At 71.7% G+C, this 18,974-nt stretch carries 16 protein-coding genes; 3 read left to right on the forward strand and 13 right to left on the reverse strand.

The window, feature by feature from the left end; genetic code table 11:
• Nucleotides 1–131: 131 nt before the first annotated feature.
• From FGW37_RS14345 to FGW37_RS14370, 6 genes are all read right to left on the reverse strand, one after another.
• Nucleotides 132–1,025, reverse strand: a complete 894-nt coding sequence (locus FGW37_RS14345) for an ABC transporter permease (protein WP_179081412.1) — start codon at nucleotides 1,023–1,025, stop codon at nucleotides 132–134.
• Complete coding sequence (locus FGW37_RS14350) at nucleotides 1,012–1,971, reverse strand: ABC transporter ATP-binding protein (protein WP_179081413.1); 960 nt, start codon at nucleotides 1,969–1,971, stop codon at nucleotides 1,012–1,014. The genes FGW37_RS14345 and FGW37_RS14350 overlap by 14 nt, the downstream gene beginning before the upstream one ends.
• A 90-nt stretch (nucleotides 1,972–2,061) precedes the next feature.
• Nucleotides 2,062–3,336 (reverse strand): LolA family protein, encoded by a 1,275-nt coding sequence (locus tag FGW37_RS14355; protein WP_179081414.1) that lies wholly within the window; start codon nucleotides 3,334–3,336, stop codon nucleotides 2,062–2,064.
• A 298-nt stretch (nucleotides 3,337–3,634) separates the two neighbouring features.
• On the reverse strand, nucleotides 3,635–4,645 hold the full coding sequence (locus FGW37_RS14360; protein ID WP_179081415.1) for a polyprenyl synthetase family protein: 1,011 nt from the start codon (nucleotides 4,643–4,645) through the stop codon (nucleotides 3,635–3,637).
• A gap of 639 nt (nucleotides 4,646–5,284) precedes the next feature.
• Entirely contained in the window at nucleotides 5,285–6,487 is a 1,203-nt protein-coding gene (locus tag FGW37_RS14365) for an FAD-dependent oxidoreductase (protein WP_179081416.1), read from the reverse strand.
• A gap of 132 nt (nucleotides 6,488–6,619) precedes the next feature.
• Nucleotides 6,620–7,882 (reverse strand): carboxylate--amine ligase, encoded by a 1,263-nt coding sequence (locus FGW37_RS14370; protein ID WP_179081417.1) that lies wholly within the window; start codon nucleotides 7,880–7,882, stop codon nucleotides 6,620–6,622.
• Nucleotides 7,883–8,203: 321 nt separating this feature from the next.
• On the opposite strand from FGW37_RS14370, the gene fahA reads away from it, so the two are divergent.
• The 3 genes from fahA (at nucleotide 8,204) to FGW37_RS14385 (ending at nucleotide 10,652) form a co-directional block, all read left to right on the forward strand.
• The gene (gene fahA, locus FGW37_RS14375) at nucleotides 8,204–9,397 is read left to right on the forward strand and encodes a fumarylacetoacetase (protein WP_179081418.1); all 1,194 of its coding nucleotides are present in this window, start codon (nucleotides 8,204–8,206) and stop codon (nucleotides 9,395–9,397) included.
• Nucleotides 9,394–10,050 carry a GOLPH3/VPS74 family protein gene (locus FGW37_RS14380; protein WP_179081419.1) on the forward strand — a complete coding sequence of 219 codons (657 nt, stop codon included), beginning with the start codon at nucleotides 9,394–9,396 and terminating at the stop codon, nucleotides 10,048–10,050. The genes fahA and FGW37_RS14380 overlap by 4 nt, the downstream gene beginning before the upstream one ends.
• A gap of 92 nt (nucleotides 10,051–10,142) precedes the next feature.
• On the forward strand, nucleotides 10,143–10,652 hold the full coding sequence (locus FGW37_RS14385) for a hypothetical protein (protein ID WP_179081420.1): 510 nt from the start codon (nucleotides 10,143–10,145) through the stop codon (nucleotides 10,650–10,652).
• Nucleotides 10,653–10,715: 63 nt separating this feature from the next.
• Here FGW37_RS14385 and nuoN read toward each other — a convergent pair whose 3' ends face one another.
• From nuoN to nuoH, 7 genes are all read right to left on the reverse strand, one after another.
• A complete protein-coding gene (gene nuoN, locus FGW37_RS14390) occupies nucleotides 10,716–12,368 on the reverse strand; it encodes an NADH-quinone oxidoreductase subunit NuoN (RefSeq protein WP_179081421.1) in 1,653 nt (550 codons plus the stop codon).
• Nucleotides 12,365–13,966, reverse strand: a complete 1,602-nt coding sequence (locus tag FGW37_RS14395; RefSeq protein ID WP_179081422.1) for an NADH-quinone oxidoreductase subunit M — start codon at nucleotides 13,964–13,966, stop codon at nucleotides 12,365–12,367. Before FGW37_RS14395 ends, nuoN begins: the two co-directional genes overlap by 4 nt.
• Before the next feature lie 2 nt (nucleotides 13,967–13,968).
• Nucleotides 13,969–15,864: an NADH-quinone oxidoreductase subunit L gene (gene nuoL, locus FGW37_RS14400; RefSeq protein WP_179081423.1), complete on the reverse strand. Its 1,896-nt coding sequence runs from the start codon at nucleotides 15,862–15,864 to the stop codon at nucleotides 13,969–13,971.
• Nucleotides 15,865–15,876: 12 nt separating this feature from the next.
• On the reverse strand, nucleotides 15,877–16,176 hold the full coding sequence (gene nuoK / locus FGW37_RS14405) for an NADH-quinone oxidoreductase subunit NuoK (RefSeq protein ID WP_058047640.1): 300 nt from the start codon (nucleotides 16,174–16,176) through the stop codon (nucleotides 15,877–15,879).
• Nucleotides 16,173–17,033 (reverse strand): NADH-quinone oxidoreductase subunit J, encoded by an 861-nt coding sequence (locus FGW37_RS14410; RefSeq protein WP_246430390.1) that lies wholly within the window; start codon nucleotides 17,031–17,033, stop codon nucleotides 16,173–16,175. The genes nuoK and FGW37_RS14410 overlap by 4 nt, the downstream gene beginning before the upstream one ends.
• Nucleotides 17,030–17,557 carry an NADH-quinone oxidoreductase subunit NuoI gene (gene nuoI, locus FGW37_RS14415; RefSeq protein WP_246430790.1) on the reverse strand — a complete coding sequence of 176 codons (528 nt, stop codon included), beginning with the start codon at nucleotides 17,555–17,557 and terminating at the stop codon, nucleotides 17,030–17,032. Before nuoI ends, FGW37_RS14410 begins: the two co-directional genes overlap by 4 nt.
• Before the next feature lie 89 nt (nucleotides 17,558–17,646).
• Nucleotides 17,647–18,960 (reverse strand): NADH-quinone oxidoreductase subunit NuoH, encoded by a 1,314-nt coding sequence (nuoH, locus tag FGW37_RS14420; RefSeq protein WP_179084697.1) that lies wholly within the window; start codon nucleotides 18,958–18,960, stop codon nucleotides 17,647–17,649.
• Between the last annotated feature and the right edge of the window lie 14 nt (nucleotides 18,961–18,974).

The raw sequence follows: 18,974 nt of genomic DNA on the forward strand, positions 1-18,974 counted from the left end.
GCCCGCCCGGTCCGGCACAGACCACTGAGGGCACAACCCCGCACGCGGGCCCGGGAGGCCGTCACACGCCTCCCGGGCCCGCACCCCTCACCACGGGCGGCCCGGGCCCCGCACGGCCCTGCACCGGCCCCTCAGGCCGTGATGTCCTTCGTCGTGAACCGCGCCCACGCCGCCGAGCCGAACACGGCCGCGTACAGCGCCTGCAGCCCGAGGTTGTCCAGCAGCTGGTCCCAGTAGACCGGGGCGCGCAGCAGGTCCGCGAAGCTCAGCCAGTAGTGCGGGAAGAGGTACGGCTGGATCGCGTGCAGCTGCGGGAACTGGTCGAGGATCTGCGCCGTGATCAGCAGGCCCACGGTGGTGGCCATCGCCGCGATCCCGCTGCCGGTGAGCGTGGAGACGAACAGCCCGAGCGCCGCGATGCCCACAAGCGACAGCGCCACCGCCCCCGCGACCGCCAGCGCCCGCAGCAGCCCTTCCCCGAAGGACACCGTCACCCCGCTGATCAGCGTCACGTCCCCCAGCGGGAAGAGCAACGCCCCGACGGCGAGCGCGGAGGCCGCGACGGTCAGCGTCGCCGCGCAGCAGAACGTCAGCGTCGCCGCGTACTTGACGAGCAGCAGCCGGGTCCGGCCCGCGGGCGCGACCAGCAGGTAGCGCAGCGTGCCCGAGCTCGCCTCGCCCGCGACGGAGTCGCCCGCGATCACGCCGATGGCCATCGGCAGGAAGAAGGGCAGGGTCGCGGCCAGCGAGGTGAAGACCAGGAAGAGGCCGTTGTTGGTGACCTGGCTGATGAACGCCGGGCCCGCTCCCCCCTGGCCGGCCGAGCCGCCGTCCTGCGTCTCGATCTTCACGGCGATGCCCACCAGCACGGGTACGGCCGCGAGCACGCCCAGCAGCGCGAGCGTGCGCCACCGCCGGAACACCGTCGCCACCTCGCTGCGGAAGAGCGACAGCGCCCACAGCGGGCGGGGGGCGCGCCTCCCCGCGGCGGCCGGAACGGCCGGAACGGCCTCAGCCTGCGACATCGAATCCCTCTCCGGTGAGTGCGACGAAGGCGTCCTCCAGGGAGGCGCGTTCGGTGCCGAAGGAGCGCACGCGGACGTCCGCGCGGACGAGCGCGGCGTTGAGGTCCGCGAGCTCCCGGGCCACGGCGGGCAGTTCGCCGGTGACGCGGTCGTCGTCGACGGTGAGGTCGTTCACGCCGTGTTCCTTGAGCACGCGGACGGCCTCCGCCGTGTCGGGGGTGGTGACGGCCAGCCTGCCGCGCGCGGAGGAGGCCAGTGCGGCGACCGTGCCCTGGGTCAGGAGGCGGCCCTGGGCCATCACGGCGGCGTGGGTGCACACCTGCTCGATCTCGTCGAGCAGGTGCGAGGAGAGGAAGACCGTGGTGCCCTCGGAGGCGAGGCCGCGCACCAGGGTGCGGATCTCGCGCATGCCCTGCGGGTCGAGGCCGTTGGTCGGCTCGTCCAGGACCAGCAGCTCGCGCGGCTGCAGGAGGGCCGCGGCCAGGCCCAGGCGCTGCTTCATGCCCAGGGAGTACGCGCGGGCCTTCTTGGCCGCCGCGGCGACCAGCCCGACCCGGTCCAGGGCGGCGTCCACCCGGGCCTTGCGGGTGCGCGGGTCGGCCGTGGGATCGGCGGCGTCGAACCGCACGAGGTTGTCGCGGCCGCTGAGGAAGCCGTAGAGGGCGGGTCCCTCGATCAGCGCCCCCACCCGGGGCAGCACGCGCCGCCCGGCCCGCGGCATCTCCTCGCCGAGGACGCGGGCGACGCCGGAGGTCGGCTCGATCAGCCCCATGAGCATCCGGATGGTGGTCGTCTTGCCGGAGCCGTTGGGGCCCAGGAAGCCGAAGACGCTGCCGCGCGGCACGACGAGGTCGAGCCGGTCGACGGCGAGCTGCCCGCCCCGGTAGCGCTTGGTGAGCGCGTGGGTGGCTATCGCCGGTTCCCCGGCGGCGGACAGCTCCTCCATGGGGCCTCCCTGCCTGCGATCCGCTGTACGTACTGCTGTACGTACAGCAGTACGTACTACTGCGCCCTACGTGCCACTTTGCTGTACGTGCTACTTCGACGCGGCCTTGACCAGCGCGTCCTTGGTGACGGCGCCCACGTAGACCTTGCCGTCGTCCGTGACCAGGGCGTTGACCAGGCGGGTGCTGAAGACGTGGCCCGAGCCGAAGGAGCCCGAGACCTTGCTGCCGAGGCCGTCCAGCAGGGCACCGGCCGGGCCGGCGTCCTTGCCGCCCTTGGCACCCTTGGCACCCGCGCCCGGCCCCACGCCGCCGGGCGTCTTGAACTCGGCGATCGACGTCCAGCTCTTGCCGATCACGTTCATGCCGGACAGACCGGACTCGTCCAGGCCCTTCTTCCGGTCGTCCGCACCGGCCTTGCCGCCGCCCTTGCCGTCCTTGCCGTCCCGGTCCTCGGTGATCTTGGCGCCCTTCGGCGGGGTGAAGGCGAAGGTGTCCGCGGCCGGCTTCGCGAAGTCGACCTTGGTGAAGGCCGCCTCGACGACGGCCTTGCCGCCGCCCTTCGGAGCGAGCGTGAACTTCAGCGGCACGCCGTTCTTCGCGTCCACCGCGATACGGACCGCGCCGACCGTCGACTCGGCCTGCTTGGGCTTGATGACCAGCTGGTAGGCGTCCCGGCCGGCGACCTTGGCCGTACCGTCCACCGACACCGACGTGGAGTCGTCCACGGCGGCCAGCGTCTTCTTGGCGAGGTCCTGCGGCGAGGCCCCGCGCAGCTCCTCGGGGGCCTCCTTGCCGCCCTTCGCGTCCTTGGGGGCCGTCGAGCGGTGGACGGTGTTGCTCTTGCTGTCGTACGCCCAGACCTGGTCGCCGTTGCGGATCAGGCTGTACTCCGCGGCGCGCTCCACGATCGACAGCCGCTGCTTGTCCGGGCCGTCGGCGGCGACGCGCAGGGTGTGCGTACCGGAGGCGAGCTCGGTGAGCTTGGCCTGCGGCGAGGCGGCGTCCTCCCCTTCGCCCTTGCCGGCCGGGCCGTGGCCCGCCTTGCCGCCCGGGCCGTCACCGAGCGAGAGGCCCTCGGGCATCGAGGGCAGGCCGAGGTCGGTCGTGACCTTGACGGTGCCGGACAGCTGCTGCGTGTCCGACTTCGCCATTTTGGCTATGAGGTCCTGCGCGCTGATCCCGGGCAGGTCGGGGTCGCCGCTGCTCGCGAGCGCCGTGCCGATCCCGATCGATGCCGCGGCGATGCCGGCCACCGCAACCGGGACGGCGTAGCGGACGGCCTTGCGGCGGCCCGGCGCCCGCCCGGCGCTTTCCCCGGCGCCGGCCGCCCCGTCGGTGCCGTGGGTCGGTTCGTTGCGTGCCATGTCCTCTACCTCCGTCGTCGGCGGCGGTCTCGACGTGTCGTGCACTCGCCACCCCCTGAGCTCATTGTGAGCCCGGCCGCTCGGTGGTGGAGCGGGGATTCCGGGGCATTTCCCCGGTCTCTTCCCTCGCCTCGAGACACTTCGATTCCACCAGAGACGGCCTGCCGGGTCATCAGACGACGGGATCAAGTCCGTGTACGCCTCGGGTAGGACGACCCCCTACGGGCGGCCGCCTGTGAGGGGGAGGCCGCGGGCCCTGCGGCGCACCGCCGCGGCGGAAGAAGCCCGCCCGCGGGCGCTAGCCCGCGCGGTGCACCACGGCGTCGCAGAGGTTCTCCAGGGCGGCCTTGGCGAAGCAGTCGGGCAGCGGGGCCAGCGTGGACCGCGCCTCCTCGGCGTAGCGCACGGTGTCGCGGCGGGCCTGCTCCAGGGCGGGGTGGACACGCAGGCGGCGCAGCACCTCGGCGTGGAGGGCGTCGTCGGCGAGGTCGCCGTCGAGCATCTCGCACAGTTCGAGGTCGGCGGGCGAGCCGGTGGCGGCGGCCCGGGCGCGCAGGTGGAGGACGGGGAGGGTGGCGATGCCCTCGCGCAGGTCGGTGCCGGGGGTCTTGCCGGACTCGTGGGAGTCGCTGGCGATGTCGAGGACGTCGTCGGCGAGCTGGAAGGCCATGCCGAGGCGCTCGCCGTAGTGGGTGAGGACGTCGATCGTGCGCTCGTCGGCGCCGGACATCATCGCGCCGTACCGCCCGGAGACGGCGACCAGCGAGCCGGTCTTGCCGGCGAGGACGTCGAGGTAGTGCTCGATGGGGTCGCGGCCGTCACGGGGGCCCGCGGTCTCCAGGATCTGACCGGTGACCAGCCGCTCGAACGCCTCGGCCTGGATGCGGACGGCCTCGGGGCCGAGGTCCGCGAGGATCTGGGAGGCGCGGGCGAAGAGGAAGTCGCCGGTGAGGACGGCCAGGGAGTTGCCCCAGCGGACGTTGGCGCTGTCCACGCCGCGACGCTTCTCGGCCTCGTCCATGACGTCGTCGTGGTAGAGGGTGGCCAGGTGCGTGAGCTCGACGACGACGGCGGAGGGGACGACGCCCGGGGCGTAGGGGTCGCCGAACTGGGCGGCGAGCATCACCAGCAGTGGCCGGAAACGCTTGCCTCCGGCGCGCACGAGGTGCTGTGCGGCCTCGGTGATGAAGGGCACGTCGCTCTTGGTGGCCTCGAGGAGTCCCTCCTCGACAGCGGCCAGTCCCGCCTGGACATCGGCTTCAAGAGCCTGGTCCCGCACGCTCAGCCCGAAAGGCCCGACGACGGTCACGAGGGGTACTCCTGTCTGCCTGCGAACACGGGGTTTGTCGATGTGTCGCTGTCTCCACCGAAAGTCAGCGTATCCGGTCGGCTGTGGATCACCGTGGCCGCCCGTCCGGGTTGTGCTGTCCCGGGCCCTTCACGGACCCTCGTCCCGGCCGGTGTCCGGCGTCCTCCGCGACCCGATGCGCGTGCTGGTACGCAACGTGGGTGCGACGTGGGTGCGACCTGACATGTGCCCCGCGCGGCCCTTGGTCACCCCGCGAGGGGCCCTGCCGGGCGGGCCTGAAGTCGTGGGTTTCGGCCACCGGGGCGGACACGGCCCGGGCTCGGGCAGGTTCGGCCCGCAACCGGGGCGCCGCCCCGGGCCCTCGGGGGACCGGGGGCTTGCCCCCGGGAAACGGTGAAAGGGCGGGGCCGGGGCCCTCACCCCGCCGCAACGGCGGTCAGCCCCCTGCTTCGTGTCCGGCGGCGCCCTGCCGGCCCCTGGCGGGCCCCGCGGAACGGCGGACGCCCCTCGGGCGGGCAGAAGGCGCGTGCCGCCCCGCGGCCCGGGCCGGGGGCGGTGCGCGCCCTCTGCCTTACCCCTACGGGTTACGGCAGTACTAAGGATTACGGCCGTAACCCGGGTTACGGCAGGTGCCACGGCCTACGGCAGCACCCCCACCGCCCGCGCCAGCCGCGGCGAGGCGTACTCCGTACCGCAGACGAACCGCATGACCGGGCCGTAGCTGGCCGCGGCCGGCAGGCCCGTGAAGAACAGCCCCGGTACCGAGGCGCGGTAGCCGGGGCCGAGCCGGGGGCCGCCCGCCCCGACGGCGAGCCTGGTGCGCAGGCCGTGGCCGAGGAAGTCCATGGCCGCGAGGTCGACCCGGTAGCCCGTCGCCGCGATGACGTGGTCGGCGGCGAGCTCCCCCGCGCTCGCCCCGTCCGGGCCGGCGAGGCCGAGGACGGGGCGGCCCTCCTCGACGCGGGCCGAGGTGATCCGCTTGCCCTCCGAGACGTGGACCCGGCCGATGAAGCGCTCGCGCAGCCACCAGGCGCCGAGCGGGCCGAGCACGCGCTGCACGAGGAACCGGCGGGCGGGCGCCGGAAGATGGCGGAAACCATCGGCGTGGTACGAGAACGCGTAGAGCGACCAGGCACGGCCGAAAGGGGTGTCAGGCTTCAGCCGCGGCTGGCCGTCCGGCGCCGCGCCGAAGCGGACGGCACCCTTGCGGCGGGCGACCACCCGCACCGACGCCGCCCCGGCGTCCGCCAGCAGCACCGCCGTCTCCAGCGCCGACTGCCCGGCGCCGATGACGACCACCTCGCGCCCGGCGAACCGCGACAGGTCCCGGTGCTGGGAGCTGTGCGAGACCGGCCCCGAGACGGACGGCCCGTCGGGGACGGCCGCGGCCAGCTCGGGCGGCAGCTGCGCCAGCCCGCTCAGGCCCGTGGCGATCACCACCGCGCGGGCGGCGAACTGCTCCCCGGAGTCCAGCTTCAGCTCGAAGTCCGCGGCCCTGCGGTCCACGGACACCACGCGCACCTGCTCCAGCTCGGGCACCAGGCGCTCCTGGAACCACAGGCCGTAGCGCGAGAACGTCTCGACCGGGATGGTGTCCCAGTCCGACTCGAAGCGCCGCTCGCCGGTCTCCCGGCAGAAGTCGAGCAGGGTGTGGCCGGGCTGCGGCGCGTCGATGCTGGAGGCCGAAGGGGTGGATTTCAGGATCATCCCGGCGGGCATGTGCTCGCGCCAGCTCACCATCGGCGAGCCGAAGACGCGGGTCGCTATCCCACGGGCCCGCAGGTGGGCGGCGGTCGACAGACCGTACGGGCCGGCCCCGATGACTGCTACGGGAAGTGTCACGAGTCCCCTCCCAGGGCGTTACTCGCTATGCATGACCGGTACTCGTTGATGACGGCGGACACTCGGCGACGGTTATTCGGCGACGGTTGGTTCGACAGCAGTTCGTTCGGCAGCGGTTGGTTTCGACAGCAGCTATTCGGCGACGGACGCGGCGGCGCGCCTGGAGCGCCACATCTGCCACAGGTGCCGCACACCCGGTCGTACGAACCGGGCGAGCATGGTGAAGAAGGGCTTCATGTCGTCGCGCGCGAGCCAGGCCAGCTCCGTGCCGGTGGGGCGCGGCGGGGCATGCGGGGTGCTGTAGCCGCTGCGGCGGTAGGCGGCCAGGGCGGGCAGGTCGATGTTCTCCACGATGAACCGGCGCCCGGCGGGCTGCTCGCCCTCCGGGACTCTGCGCCCGGTCAGGTCCAGGTGCTGGGCCCGGACGACGTCGATGCCGGCCTCGCTCTCGAAGAGCCGGAACTGTGCGCCCATGCGGGGGTTGAAGTCCAGCAGCTTGTACCGGCCGTCGCGGCGGTCGAACCGCCAGTCCAGGTCGACGATCCCGCAGAAGCCGATCTGCTTGATGAACTGGGCGGTCATGTCGGCCAGTTCGGGATTGTCCACGACGTAGGCGTTGGCGGTCATGCCCGCGTGCGGCGGCCACGAGCGCACCTTCACGCCCGTGAACATCGCGAGCGGGGTGCACTCGGCGTCGAAGTAGGCGTGCACGATCCAGTCCTCGGCCTGCTCGCGGGGCAGGTACTCCTGGAGGATGACGCCCGGGGACGGGCCCCAGCCGCGCGCCAGCTGCAGCAGCTCGCGCGGCCCGCGGATGCGGGTGGTGCCGTGCACGGCGGGCTTGCGGCGGCGCTCGAACGCCTCCCTGTTCTTGGCGACGAGGGGGAAGCGGGCGCGCTCCGCGAACTCCTCGATCTCCTCGAACGAGGCCGGGAACAGGGCCTCCGGGGACGGCACCCCGTGCTCCACGCACAGCTCGTGCAGCCCCTGCTTGCTCGCCAGCCTGCGCGGCAGCTCGGGCTCCACGGGCGGGAAGAGGAAGCTGCCGGAGAGCTCCCCGGTGTGCTCGGCGATGAGCACCGCGGCCTCTTCGTCGGTGGGCAGCAGGACCGCGGGGCGGCCGATCTCGCGGCCGATCCGCAGCAGGCCCTCGACCAGCTCCCCGGGGCACTCGGTGCCCGTGGTGCGCCAGACGAAGCCGCCGCGCAGATAGCGCGAGACGGCGGCGGGCGTCCAGCGGTCCTCCGTGATGGCGTACATGGGGATGCCGAGTCTGCCGAGGCTGCGGATCGCGCCCACCCCGCCGTGGTGCAGGGGATAGTCACCGATCTTCACGATCAGTCCTGGAACGGACCGGTCCGCCGCGATGGGCGTGCTCCTGCTCGCCACCAGCATCCCCCTCGGCCCCTCAGCCGCAGCGGCCCCCCACTGTGCCTGGCCCGATTAAGGACGCTACTTCGGAATAGCCGCTTCCAGCAAGGAATTACGGGATATTGGGTGCTCTTTAGCCGGAGCTCGGACAGTGGTTCGGACGATCTGCGGGCAGCCGTTCGGAAGGCGCCCGAAGGACCGCCCGGGCGCACGGGAGGAGCCCGCCGCGAGACCCCCTCCTGACACCCCTTGCCTGCCGGCCACCAGCACGTAATGTGGGGCCGCGGGCCCCGGCGGGGCCCACCGGCTTCCCGGAGCGTCCAGGAGAGAGCGAGGCAGCGTCCCATGCCCCAGCACAGCCCCCGCGAGCTTGCCGAAGGCGACCCCTTCGGTGCGGCCACCCTCCCGTACGGCGTCTTCACCACCGCCGACGCCCCGGACCGGCCCCGCATCGGCGTCCGCTACGGAACCTCCGTCCTCGACGCGGCGGCCGCGGCGGCGGCCCACGGCTCCGCGCACACCGCCCTGCTGGAGCAGCCCACGCTCAACCCTCTCCTGGCCGCCGGCCGGGCCGTCTGGCAGGCCGTGCGCGCCGAGGTCCGCACCTGGCTGGCCGACGGGCCCTTCCACCCGCTCGCCGACGTGACGCTGCACCTGCCCTTCCAGGTCGCCGACTATGTCGACTTCTACTCCAGCGAGCACCACGCCACCAACGTCGGCCGCATCTTCCGCCCCGACGGCGAGCCCCTCACGCCCAACTGGAAGCACCTGCCCATCGGTTACCACGGGCGCGCCGGAACGGTCGTGGTCAGCGGCACCGACGTCGTGCGGCCCCAGGGCCAGCACAAGGCGCCCTCCGAGCCGTCCCCGTCCTTCGGCCCCTCGCGCCGCCTCGACATCGAGGCCGAGGTCGGCTTCGTCGTCGGCACCCCCGCCGGCGCGCCCGTGGGCCTCGCCGACTTCCGCGAGCACGTCTTCGGCGTCTGCCTCGTCAACGACTGGTCCGCGCGCGACCTGCAGGCCTGGGAGTACGTCCCCCTCGGCCCGTTCCTCGGCAAGTCCTTCGCCACTTCCGTCTCGGCCTGGATCACCCCGCTCGACGCCTTCGACGAGGCCCGCACGGCGCCGCCGGAGCGCACACACCCGCTCCTGCCCTACCTCGACGACTCCACGGCCGAGCCCGGCGGCATCGACCTGCGCATCGAGGTGACGGTCAACGGCGCGACGGTCTCCCGGCCGCCGTTCTCCGCCATGTACTGGACCGCCGCCCAGCAGCTCGCGCACATGACGGTCAACGGCGCGACGCTGCGCACCGGTGACCTCTTCGCCTCCGGTACGGTCAGCGGCCCCGAGCCCGACCAGCTCGGCTGCCTCCTCGAACTCACCGCCGGCAAGGGCCCGTGGCTGGAGGACGGCGACGAGGTCACCCTCACGGCCTGGGCGCCGGGCCCGGACGGCGCCCGGATCGGCCTCGGCGAGGTCACCGGCCGCATCCTCCCGGCCCGCGACGTCCCCGCCCACGGCGGCGCGACGCCATGACGGCCGGCGCCCCGCACCCCACGCTCCCCGAGGAACTGCTGCTGCTCTGCTTCGACCCGGTCAGCGGGCGCAAGCTGATGCGCACCGGCCACGCCTCGGCGTACGGCGTGGCCGGGGCGGTGCTGGCCGAACTGCGGCTGGCCGGGAGGGTCGTGGAGGAGCGCGGCCGGGTGCAGGTGACGAACCCGCTGCCGCCGGACGACCCGCTGCTGGCCACGGCGGTGGCGAGCCTGCAGCAGCCCGGCCAGGACGCGAAACGCGGCGGGCCGCGGACGGCCCGCTGGGTGCGGAGCGCGTCGCGGCGCCTCGAAGAGGCCTGTCTGGCCCGGCTGGCGGAGCAGGGTGCGCTGCGCATGGAGACCCGCCGCTTCCTCGGCCTCATCCCGTACCAGCACTCTTCCCTGGGCCCGGTGAACCTGACGACGGCGGCGCGGGAGCGCTTCGAGCTCGCCCGTCGCGGCGGCTTCGCCGACCCGCGCGCCCGCGCACTCGCCGCGCTGGCGTCCGCCATCGGCATATCGGGGGCGCTCTGCCCCGGCTGGGGGCGCCGGACCGAGCGGCAGGCCATGCGCCGGCTCATCCGTACGGACTGGGCGGCGCGGGCCGTGCACAAGAACGTGATGAGCGACAGCGCGGACGGCGGAGGCGGGTGATACCGCCGAACCTCCGCCGTGGAGTGCGGACTTCCGGACGGCCGGATCAGGGCTGCTAATTTGTCGTGTCCAGAACGACTCGGAGGAGACACGTGCGCAAGGCAGTACAGATCACGGGGGCGGCGCTCTGCGCCGCTGTGCTGATGACCGGTTGCAGCAGCGAGAGCGACGGCGGCAAGGACGACAAGAAGGCCGGTGGCACCACGCCGGCCTCCCAGGCCCCGGCGGAGCAGCCGTCGGCACCCGCCGCCGACGGCAAGCGCGTGACGGCGGCCGAGCTCGCGGGCGGCTGGTCCAACGGCGGCAAGCTCACCGACAAGAGCATCGTCATCCTGTCGTTCGCCCAGAACACGGTGATGCTCAGCGGGAAGACCGCCTGCTCGGGCACGCTCGTCGACAACTCCCAGCCGGCGACGATCACCATCAAGCACTGCCAGGACGGCAGCACGGACTACAGCACGGGCACCATCAAGGACTTCGACGGCAAGTCCTTCACCGTGGCCTGGGCCTCCGGCAAGCAGGACAAGATGAGCAAGGCCGTGGGCGGCGACGGCAAGCCGGCCGGCCTCCCGGGCGGCCTGCCCGCGAAGCCGGCGAGCTGACTCCGTACACGGCTCGGCCCCGGACCCCCTCGAGGGTCCGGGGCCGAGCCGTGAGTCCTCCTGCTACCGCACGAACACCCCTGCCTGGCCGGCCAAATCCAGGAAGTACTGGGGCGCAACGCCCAGCACCAGGGTGACGGCAACCCCGATCGCGATGGCCGACGAAGTCAGAGCGCTCGGCACCGCCACCGTCGGCCCGTCCGCCTTCGGCTCGCTGAAGAACATCAGCACGATCACCCGGACGTAGAAGAACGCGGCGATCGCCGAGGACACCACACCGACGATGACCAGCGCCCCCGCCCCGCCCTGCGCCGCCGCCTTGAACACGGCGAACTTGCCCGCGAAGCCGCTCGTCAGCGGAATGCCGGCGAACGCCAGCAGGAAGACCGCGAAGGTGGCGGCCGTCAGCGGCGAACGGCGGCCCAGGCCTGCCCACTTGGACAGGTGCGTGGCCTCCCCGCCCGCGTCGCGCACGAGCGTCACGACCGCGAACGCGCCGAGGGTGACGAAGGAGTACGCGCCCAGGTAGAACAGCACGGAGGACACGCCGTCGGGGGTCGTCGCGATGACACCCGCGAGGATGAAGCCCGCGTGCGCGATGGAGGAGTAGGCCAGCAGGCGCTTCACGTCGGTCTGCGTGACGGCCACGATCGCGCCGACCAGCATCGTGATGATCGCGACGCCCCACATCACCGGCCGCCAGTCCCAGCGCAGCCCCGGCAGGACCACGTACAGCAGCCGCAGCAGCGCGCCGAAGCCGGCGACCTTGGTGGCCGCGGCCATGTAGCCCGTGACGGGCGTGGGGGCGCCCTGGTAGACGTCCGGCGTCCACATGTGGAAGGGCACCGCACCGACCTTGAACAGCAGGCCCATCAGCACGAGCGCGCCGCCGATCAGCAGCAGGGCGTCGTTGCCGGTGGTGGCGGCGAGGGCCGGGTCGAGCGTCCGGACGGAACCGTTCACCACGTCGGCGATGCCGGAGTAGGTGACCGTGCCGGCGTAGCCGTAGAGCAGGGCCACGCCGAACAGCAGGAAGGCCGAGGAGAAGGCGCCGAGCAGGAAGTACTTCACGGCCGACTCCTGCGACAGCAGCCGCTTGCGGCGGGCCAGCGCGCACAGGATGTACAGCGGGAGGGAGAAGACCTCCAGCGCGACGAAGAGCGTCAGCAGGTCGTCCGCGGCGGGGAAAACGAGCATGCCGCCCACCGCGAAGAGCACGAGGGGGAAGACCTCGGTGGTGGTGAAACCGGCCTTCACCGCGTCCTGCTCCGCCTTGCCGCCGGGCACGGCCGCGCCCTGGGCGGCGAAGGAGTCGACGGGCTTGCCGTGCGCCGCCGGGTCCAGGCGCCGCTCGGCGAAGGTGAACACGGCCACCAGGGAGACGAGGAGAATGGTCCCCTGCAGGAACAGCGCCGGGCCGTCGACGGCAATGGCGCCCATGGCGGCGGCGTGCGCCTTGCCGGTGGCGTAGCCTCCGGCGGCCAGGGCGACGACGGCGGCGAAGGCCGCGGCCAGGGCGACGCAGGACAGCAGCAGTTGCGCGTGGTAGCGGGCGCGCCGCGGGAGGAACGCCTCCACGAGGATGCCGAGCACCGCGGCGCCGAGCACGATCAGCGTCGGTGACAGCTGGGCGTACTCGATGTGCGGCGCCGGGATCTTCTGCGGCGCGGCGGCCGACATCGTCCACAGGCTGTGGACGGATGCTGCGTGGCTCACTTCGCGGCCTCCACATCGTTCACGTCGGGCTGGGGGTCGGCCTCGTGCACCTGCGACATCGTGTGCCGGACGGCCGGGTCGAGGATCTCGGTCACCGGCTTGGGGTAGACGCCGAGGAAGAGCAGCAGGGCGATCAGCGGGGCGACGACGGCCAGCTCGCGCGCCCTGAGGTCGGGCATGCCCCGCACCTCCTCCTTCACCGGCCCGGTCATGGTGCGCTGGTAGAGCACGAGGACGTAGAGGGCGGCGAGCACGATGCCGAGGGTGGCCACCACACCGGCGGCCGGATAGCGGCTGAACGTGCCGACCAGGACGAGGAATTCGGAGACGAACGGCGCGAGGCCCGGCAGCGACAGCGTCGCGAGGCCGCCGACGAGGAAGGTGCCGGCGAGGACCGGGGCGACCTTCTGCACGCCGCCGTAGTCGGCGATGAGCCGCGAGCCGCGGCGGGAGATCAGGAAGCCGGCGACGAGCATCAGCGCGGCCGTGGAGATGCCGTGGTTGACCATGTAGAGCGCCGCGCCGCTCTGGCCCTGGCTGGTCATCGCGAAGATGCCGAGCACGATGAAGCCGAAGTGGGAGATCGAGGCGTAGGCGACCAGCCGCTTGATGTCGCGCTGCCCGACCGCGAGCAGCGCCCCGTAAAGGATGCTGATCAGCGACAGGACGACGATGACGGGGGTGGCCCACTTCGAGGCCTCCGGGAAGAGCTGGAGGCAGAAGCGGAGCATCGCGAAGGTGCCGACCTTGTCGACCACGGCGGTGATCAGCACGGCGACGGGCGCCGTGGCCTCGCCCATGGCGTTGGGCAGCCAGGTGTGCAGCGGCCACAGCGGGGCCTTCACGGCGAAGGCGAAGAAGAAGCCGAGGAACAGGGCCCGTTCGGTGGTGGTCGCGAAGTCCAGCTTGCCGGCGGCGCGCGCCTGGACGATCTCCTGGAGGGAGAAGGTGCCCGTGCCGAGCTGGTCGGCGGTGACCGCGTACAGCCCGATGACGGCGGCCAGCATGATCAGCCCGCCGGCGAGGTTGTAGAGGAGGAACTTCACCGCGGCGTACGAGCGCTGGGCGGCGGCGTCCCCCTCGGTGCGCTCGCCCGCGCGGTCCCCGAAGCCGCCGATGAGGAAGTACATCGGGATGAGCATGGCTTCGAAGAAGATGTAGAAGAGGAAGACGTCGGTGGCCTCGAAGGAGATCACCACCATCGCCTCGACCATGAGGATCAGCGCGAAGAAGCCCTGGGTGGGGCGCCAGCGCGAGGAACCACTCTCCTGAGGGTCGGCGTCGTGCCAGCCGGCCAGCATGATGAACGGGATCAGCAGCGCGGCCAGGGCGATCAGGACGACCGCGATGCCGTCCACGCCCAGTTCGTAGCGGACCCCGAAGTCCTTGATCCAGGCGTGCGACTCGGTGAGCTGGAAGGGCCCCTTCGCGTCGGGGTCGAAGCGCACGAGCTGCACGGCCGCCAGGGCGAGCGTCGCGAGCGAGAAGGCGAGCGCGAGCCACTTGGCGGCGGTGCGGCGCCCGGCCGGCACGGCCGCGGTGGCAACCGCGCCGACGGCGGGGACCGCGGCCGTGAGCGTCAGCAGGGGAAAGGACATGGCTAAACCGCCCTCATCAGCAAGGTGGCGGCGATGAGCACCGCCGCACCGCCGAACATCGAGACCGCGTACGAACGGGCGTAGCCGTTCTGCAGTTTGCGCATCCGGCCCGACAGGCCGCCCACGGAGGCGGCGGTGCCGTTGACGACGCCGTCGACCAGGGTGTGGTCGACGTAGACCAGGCTGCGGGTGAGGTGCTCGCCTCCGCGGACCAGCACGACGTGGTTGAAGTCGTCCTGCAGGAGGTCGCGCCGGGCGGCCCGGGTGAGCAGGCTGCCGCGGGGAGCCGTGACGGGGACGGGCCGGCGCCCGTACTGCGCCCAGGCGAGCGCCACGCCGATCACGAGCACGACCATGGTGGCCGCGGTGACGGTCAGGGCGCTGACGGGCGAGTGGCCGTGCGCGTGGCCCGTGACCGGCTCCAGCCACTTCAGGAAGGTGTCGTTGATGCTGAACAGGCCGCCGGCGAAGACCGATCCGAAGGCGAGCACGACCATCGGGACGGTCATCGTGCGCGGAGACTCGTGGGGGTGCGGGAGGTTGCCTTCGGCATCGGGCTGCCAGCGCTTCTCCCCGAAGAAGGTCAGCAGCATCACCCTCGTCATGTAGTACGCGGTGATGGCCGCGCCCAGCAGGGCCGCGCCGCCCAGGATCCAGCCCTCGGTGCCGCCCTTGGCGAAGGCGGCCTCGATGATCTTGTCCTTGGAGAAGAAGCCGGACAGCCCGGGGAAGCCGATGATGGCGAGGTAGCCGAGGCCGAAGGTGACGAACGTGACCGGCATGTACTTCCGCAGGCCGCCGTAGCGGCGCATGTCGACCTCGTCGTTCATGCCGTGCATGACGGAGCCGGCGCCGAGGAAGAGCCCGGCCTTGAAGAAGCCGTGCGTCACCAGGTGCATGATCGCGAAGACGTAGCCGACCGGTCCCAGCCCGGCGGCCAGGATCATGTACCCGATCTGGGACATGGTGGAGCCGGCCAGGGCCTTCTTGATGTCGCCCTTGGCGCAACCGACGATCGCACCGAAGAGGAGCGTGACGGCGCCGACCGTGACCACCGCGGTCTGTGCGTCCGGCGCCGCATTGAAGATCGCGCCGGAGCGGGTGATCAGATAGACGCCGGCGGTCACCATCGTGGCCGCGTGGATGAGGGCCGAGACCGGGGTCGGGCCCTCCATCGCATCCCCGAGCCAGGACTGCAGCGGCACCTGGGCGGACTTGCCGCAGGCGGCGAGCAGCAGCATCAGCCCGACGGCCGTCAGCTTGCCCTCGCCCGCCTCCGTGGCCCGCTCCAGGACGGGGCCGAACGCGAAGGTGCCGAACGTGGTGAACATCAGCATGATCGCGATGGACAGGCCCATGTCGCCGACGCGGTTGACGAGGAACGCCTTCTTGGCGGCGGTGGCCGCGCTCGGCTTGTGCTGCCAGAAGCCGATCAGCAGGTACGAGGCGAGGCCGACGCCCTCCCAGCCGACGTACAGCAGGAGGTAGTTGTCGGCGACGACGAGCAGGAGCATCGCGGCGAGGAAGAGGTTGAGATAGCCGAAGAAGCGCCGCCGCCGCTCGTCGTGCGCCATGTAGCCCACGGAGTAGAGGTGGATGAGCGTGCCCACGCCCGTGATCAGCAGGACGAAGGTCATCGACAGCTGGTCGAGGTGGAAGCCGACGTCCGCGCGGAAGCCGCCGACGGGCACCCAGCTGAAGGCCGTGGCGTCCAGCGTGCGGTCGTCGGCGTCGCGGCCGAGCAGCGCGGCGAAGAGCACCACGCCGATCGCGAAGGACACCGCCGCGAACAGCGTGCCGATCCAGGGCCCGCCGCGGTCGAGCCTGCGCCCGCCGCACAGCAGCACGGCCGCGCCCAGCAGCGGTGCCACGACGAGCAATCCGATGAGGTTCTCCACGTCAGCGTCCCCTTACAGCTTCAGCAGGCCGGCGTCGTCCACCGAGGCCGAGTGCCGGGAGCGGAAGATCGTCACGATGATGGCGAGGCCCACCACGACCTCGGCCGCGGCCACGACCATCGTGAAGAAGGCGATGATCTGGCCGTCGAGATTGCCGTGCAGCCGGGAGAAGGTGACGAACGCCAGGTTGCAGGCGTTCAGCATCAGCTCGACGCACATGAAGATGACGATCGCGTTCCGCCGGATGAGCACGCCGGCCGCCCCGATGGTGAACAGGAGGGCCGCCAGGTAGAGGTAGTTGACCGGGTTCACTTGTTCGCCCCCTTCGCGCCTGCGTCCTCGCTGCGGCCGCGCTCCTGCCAGTCGCCCGAGCGCTGTTCCAGGGCCGCCAGGTCCTCCAGGGCCTCGCCCGAGACGTCACGGACCTGGCCGCGGGCCCGCAGGGTGGGGCTGACGGTGAGGTCGGACGGGGTGCCGTCCGGGAGGAGGCCCGGGATGTCGACGGCGTTGTGCCGGGCGTAGACGCCCGGGGCGGGCAGCGGGGTGATCTGCTTGCCCTCGCGGATGCGCCGATCGGCGAGCTCGCGCTGGGTGGCGGCGCGCTCGGTGCGCTCGCGGTGGGTGAGCACCATCGCACCGACGGCCGCGGTGATCAGCAGCGCGCCGGTGAGCTCGAACGCGAAGACGTACTTGGTGAACAGGAGGGCGGCGATGCCCTCCACATTGCCTCCGGCGTTGGCCCGGCCGATGCCGTTGAACTCCTTCAAGGAGGCGTTGGCGATGCCGGCCATGAGGAGGATGCCGAAGCCGAGCACGCACAGGGCGGCGAGCCACCGCTGGCCCTTGATCGTCTCCTTGAGGGAGTCGGCGGCGGTGACGCCCACGAGCATGACGACGAAGAGGAACAGCATCATGATCGCGCCGGTGTAGACGACGATCTGGACGACGCCCAGGAAGTAGGCGCCGTTGGCGAGGTAGAAGACCGCCAGGACGATCATGGTGCCGGCGAGCGAGAGGGCGCTGTGCACGGCCTTCTTCATGAAGACGGCGCCCAGCGCCCCGAGGACGGCGACCACCGCCAGGATCCAGAACTGGACCGCCTCACCCGTCGAGGTGGTGGAGGCGGCCGAGGCGGCCAGGGAGGAGACGGCCGGAGAAGAGGCGTTCACGCGTCGGCCCCTTCCTCGTACGGCTTCTCGCCCTTGGTGGCCGCGACCTGGCGGACCGTGCCGGGCGCGGCCTCCGTCACCAGGCCGCGGTAGTAGTCCTGTTCGGTCATGCCGGGGAAGATCGCGTGCGGGCTGTCGACCATGCCCTCCTCCAGGCCCGCGAGCAGCTCCTCCTTCGTATAGATGAGCGACTCGCGGCTGCTGTCGGCCAGTTCGTAGTCGTTGGTCATGGTGAGGGCGCGGGTCGGGCACGCCTCGACGCACAGGCCGCACAGGATGCAGCGGAGGTAGTTGATCTGGTAGACGCGGCCGTAGCGCTCGCCCGGCGAATAGCGCTCCTCGTCACTGTTGTCCGCGCCCTCCACGTAGATGGCGTCGGCGGGGCAGGCCCAGGCGCACAGCTCGCAGCCGATGCACTTCTCCAGGCCGTCCGGGTGCCGGTTGAGCTGGTGGCGGCCGTGGAAGCGGGGGGCCGTGGGCTTCTTGTACTCCGGGTACTGCTCGGTCAGCCGCTTCTTGAACATGGCCTTGAAGGTCACGCCGAAGCCGGCCACGGGGTTGCGCGGGGTGTCACGGGGATCATCGCCCCGCGCGGGTTCGGTAGCCACTGCCGTCAGCCCTCCTTTCCGTCACGCACAGTATCGGGCCCACCACTGACAATGAGCTCTCCGTCACGGCGCGGCCTGCGGCGCGGCACCGGCGGAAGGGTCTGCCCGGGCAGCGGCGGCACGGGGTATCCGCCGCCCGTCGGGTCGAACTCCCGCTCCGGTGCGGCCTCTCCGTCGCCCTGGCCGCGCTCGCCCTTGCGGAAGATGTCCGCCACGAACGACAGCAGCAGGACCGCGACGACGGCGCCGCCGACGTACAGCACGATCTGCTGGAAGTCGTAGTTCTCGTTCCGCAGGGCCCGTACGGAGGCGACGAGCATCAGCCACACCATCGAGACCGGGATGAGGACCTTCCACCCCAGCTTCATGAACTGGTCGTAGCGCAGCCGCGGCAGCGTCCCGCGCAGCCAGATGAAGAAGAACAGCAGCAGCTGCAGCTTGATCACGAACCACAGCAGCGGCCACCACCCGTGGTTCGCGCCCTCCCAGAACGCCGAGACCGGGTACGGGGCCCGCCAGCCGCCCAGGAACAGCGTCACCGCCACCGCCGAGACGGTGACCATGTTGACGTACTCGGCCAGCATGAACATCGCGAACTTGATGGAGGAGTACTCGGTGTTGAAGCCGCCGACCAGGTCGCCCTCGGACTCCGGCAGGTCGAACGGGGCCCGGTTGGTCTCCCCCACCATCGCCACGATGTAGACCAGGAAGGACACCGGCAGCAGCAGCACGTACCAGCGGTCGTGCTGGGCCTCCACGATCGCCGAGGTCGACATCGACCCGGAGTAGAGGAAGACGGCCGCGAAGGAGACGCCCATCGCGATCTCGTAGGAGATCATCTGCGCGCACGAGCGCAGGCCGCCGAGCAGCGGATACGTCGAGCCGGACGACCAGCCCGCGAGCACGATGCCGTAGATGCCCACCGAGGCCGTGGCGAGGATGTAGAGCACGCCGATCGGCAGGTCGGTCAGCTGCATCGTGGTGCGGTGCCCGAAGACCGAGATCTCATTGCCGGCCGGGCCGAAGGGGATCACGGCGATCGCCATGAACGCGGGCACGGCCGCCACGACCGGGGCGAGCAGATAGACCGCCTTGTCCGCCCGCTTGACGATCACGTCCTCTTTCAGCATCAGCTTGATGCCGTCCGCGAGGGACTGCAGCATCCCCCACGGGCCGTGCCGGTTGGGGCCGATGCGCAGCTGCATCCACGCGACGACCTTGCGCTCCCAGACGATCGAGAACAGCACCGTCAGCATGACGAACGCGAAGCAGAAGACCGCCTTGACGACGATCAGCCACCACGGGTCCCGGCCGAACATCGACAGGTCCTCGG

The organism is Streptomyces rectiverticillatus, assembly GCF_013394065.1.
In the GTDB taxonomy this organism is placed as follows: domain Bacteria; phylum Actinomycetota; class Actinomycetes; order Streptomycetales; family Streptomycetaceae; genus Streptomyces; species Streptomyces rectiverticillatus.

Excerpts from the sequence above, each read along its gene's own strand:
- FGW37_RS14345 (WP_179081412.1), bottom strand. The coding sequence starts at position 1,025 with ATGTCGCAGGCTGAGGCCGTTCCGGCCGTTCCGGCCGCCGCGGGGAGG.
- FGW37_RS14350 (WP_179081413.1), bottom strand. The coding sequence starts at position 1,971 with ATGGAGGAGCTGTCCGCCGCCGGGGAACCGGCGATAGCCACCCACGCG.
- FGW37_RS14355 (WP_179081414.1), bottom strand. The coding sequence starts at position 3,336 with ATGGCACGCAACGAACCGACCCACGGCACCGACGGGGCGGCCGGCGCC.
- FGW37_RS14370 (WP_179081417.1), bottom strand. The coding sequence starts at position 7,882 with ATGCTGGTGGCGAGCAGGAGCACGCCCATCGCGGCGGACCGGTCCGTT.
- fahA (WP_179081418.1), top strand. The coding sequence starts at position 8,204 with ATGCCCCAGCACAGCCCCCGCGAGCTTGCCGAAGGCGACCCCTTCGGT.
- FGW37_RS14380 (WP_179081419.1), top strand. The coding sequence starts at position 9,394 with ATGACGGCCGGCGCCCCGCACCCCACGCTCCCCGAGGAACTGCTGCTG.
- FGW37_RS14395 (WP_179081422.1), bottom strand. The coding sequence starts at position 13,966 with ATGTCCTTTCCCCTGCTGACGCTCACGGCCGCGGTCCCCGCCGTCGGC.
- nuoI (WP_246430790.1), bottom strand. The coding sequence starts at position 17,557 with ATGTTCAAGAAGCGGCTGACCGAGCAGTACCCGGAGTACAAGAAGCCC.
- nuoH (WP_179084697.1), bottom strand. The coding sequence starts at position 18,960 with ATGTTCGGCCGGGACCCGTGGTGGCTGATCGTCGTCAAGGCGGTCTTC.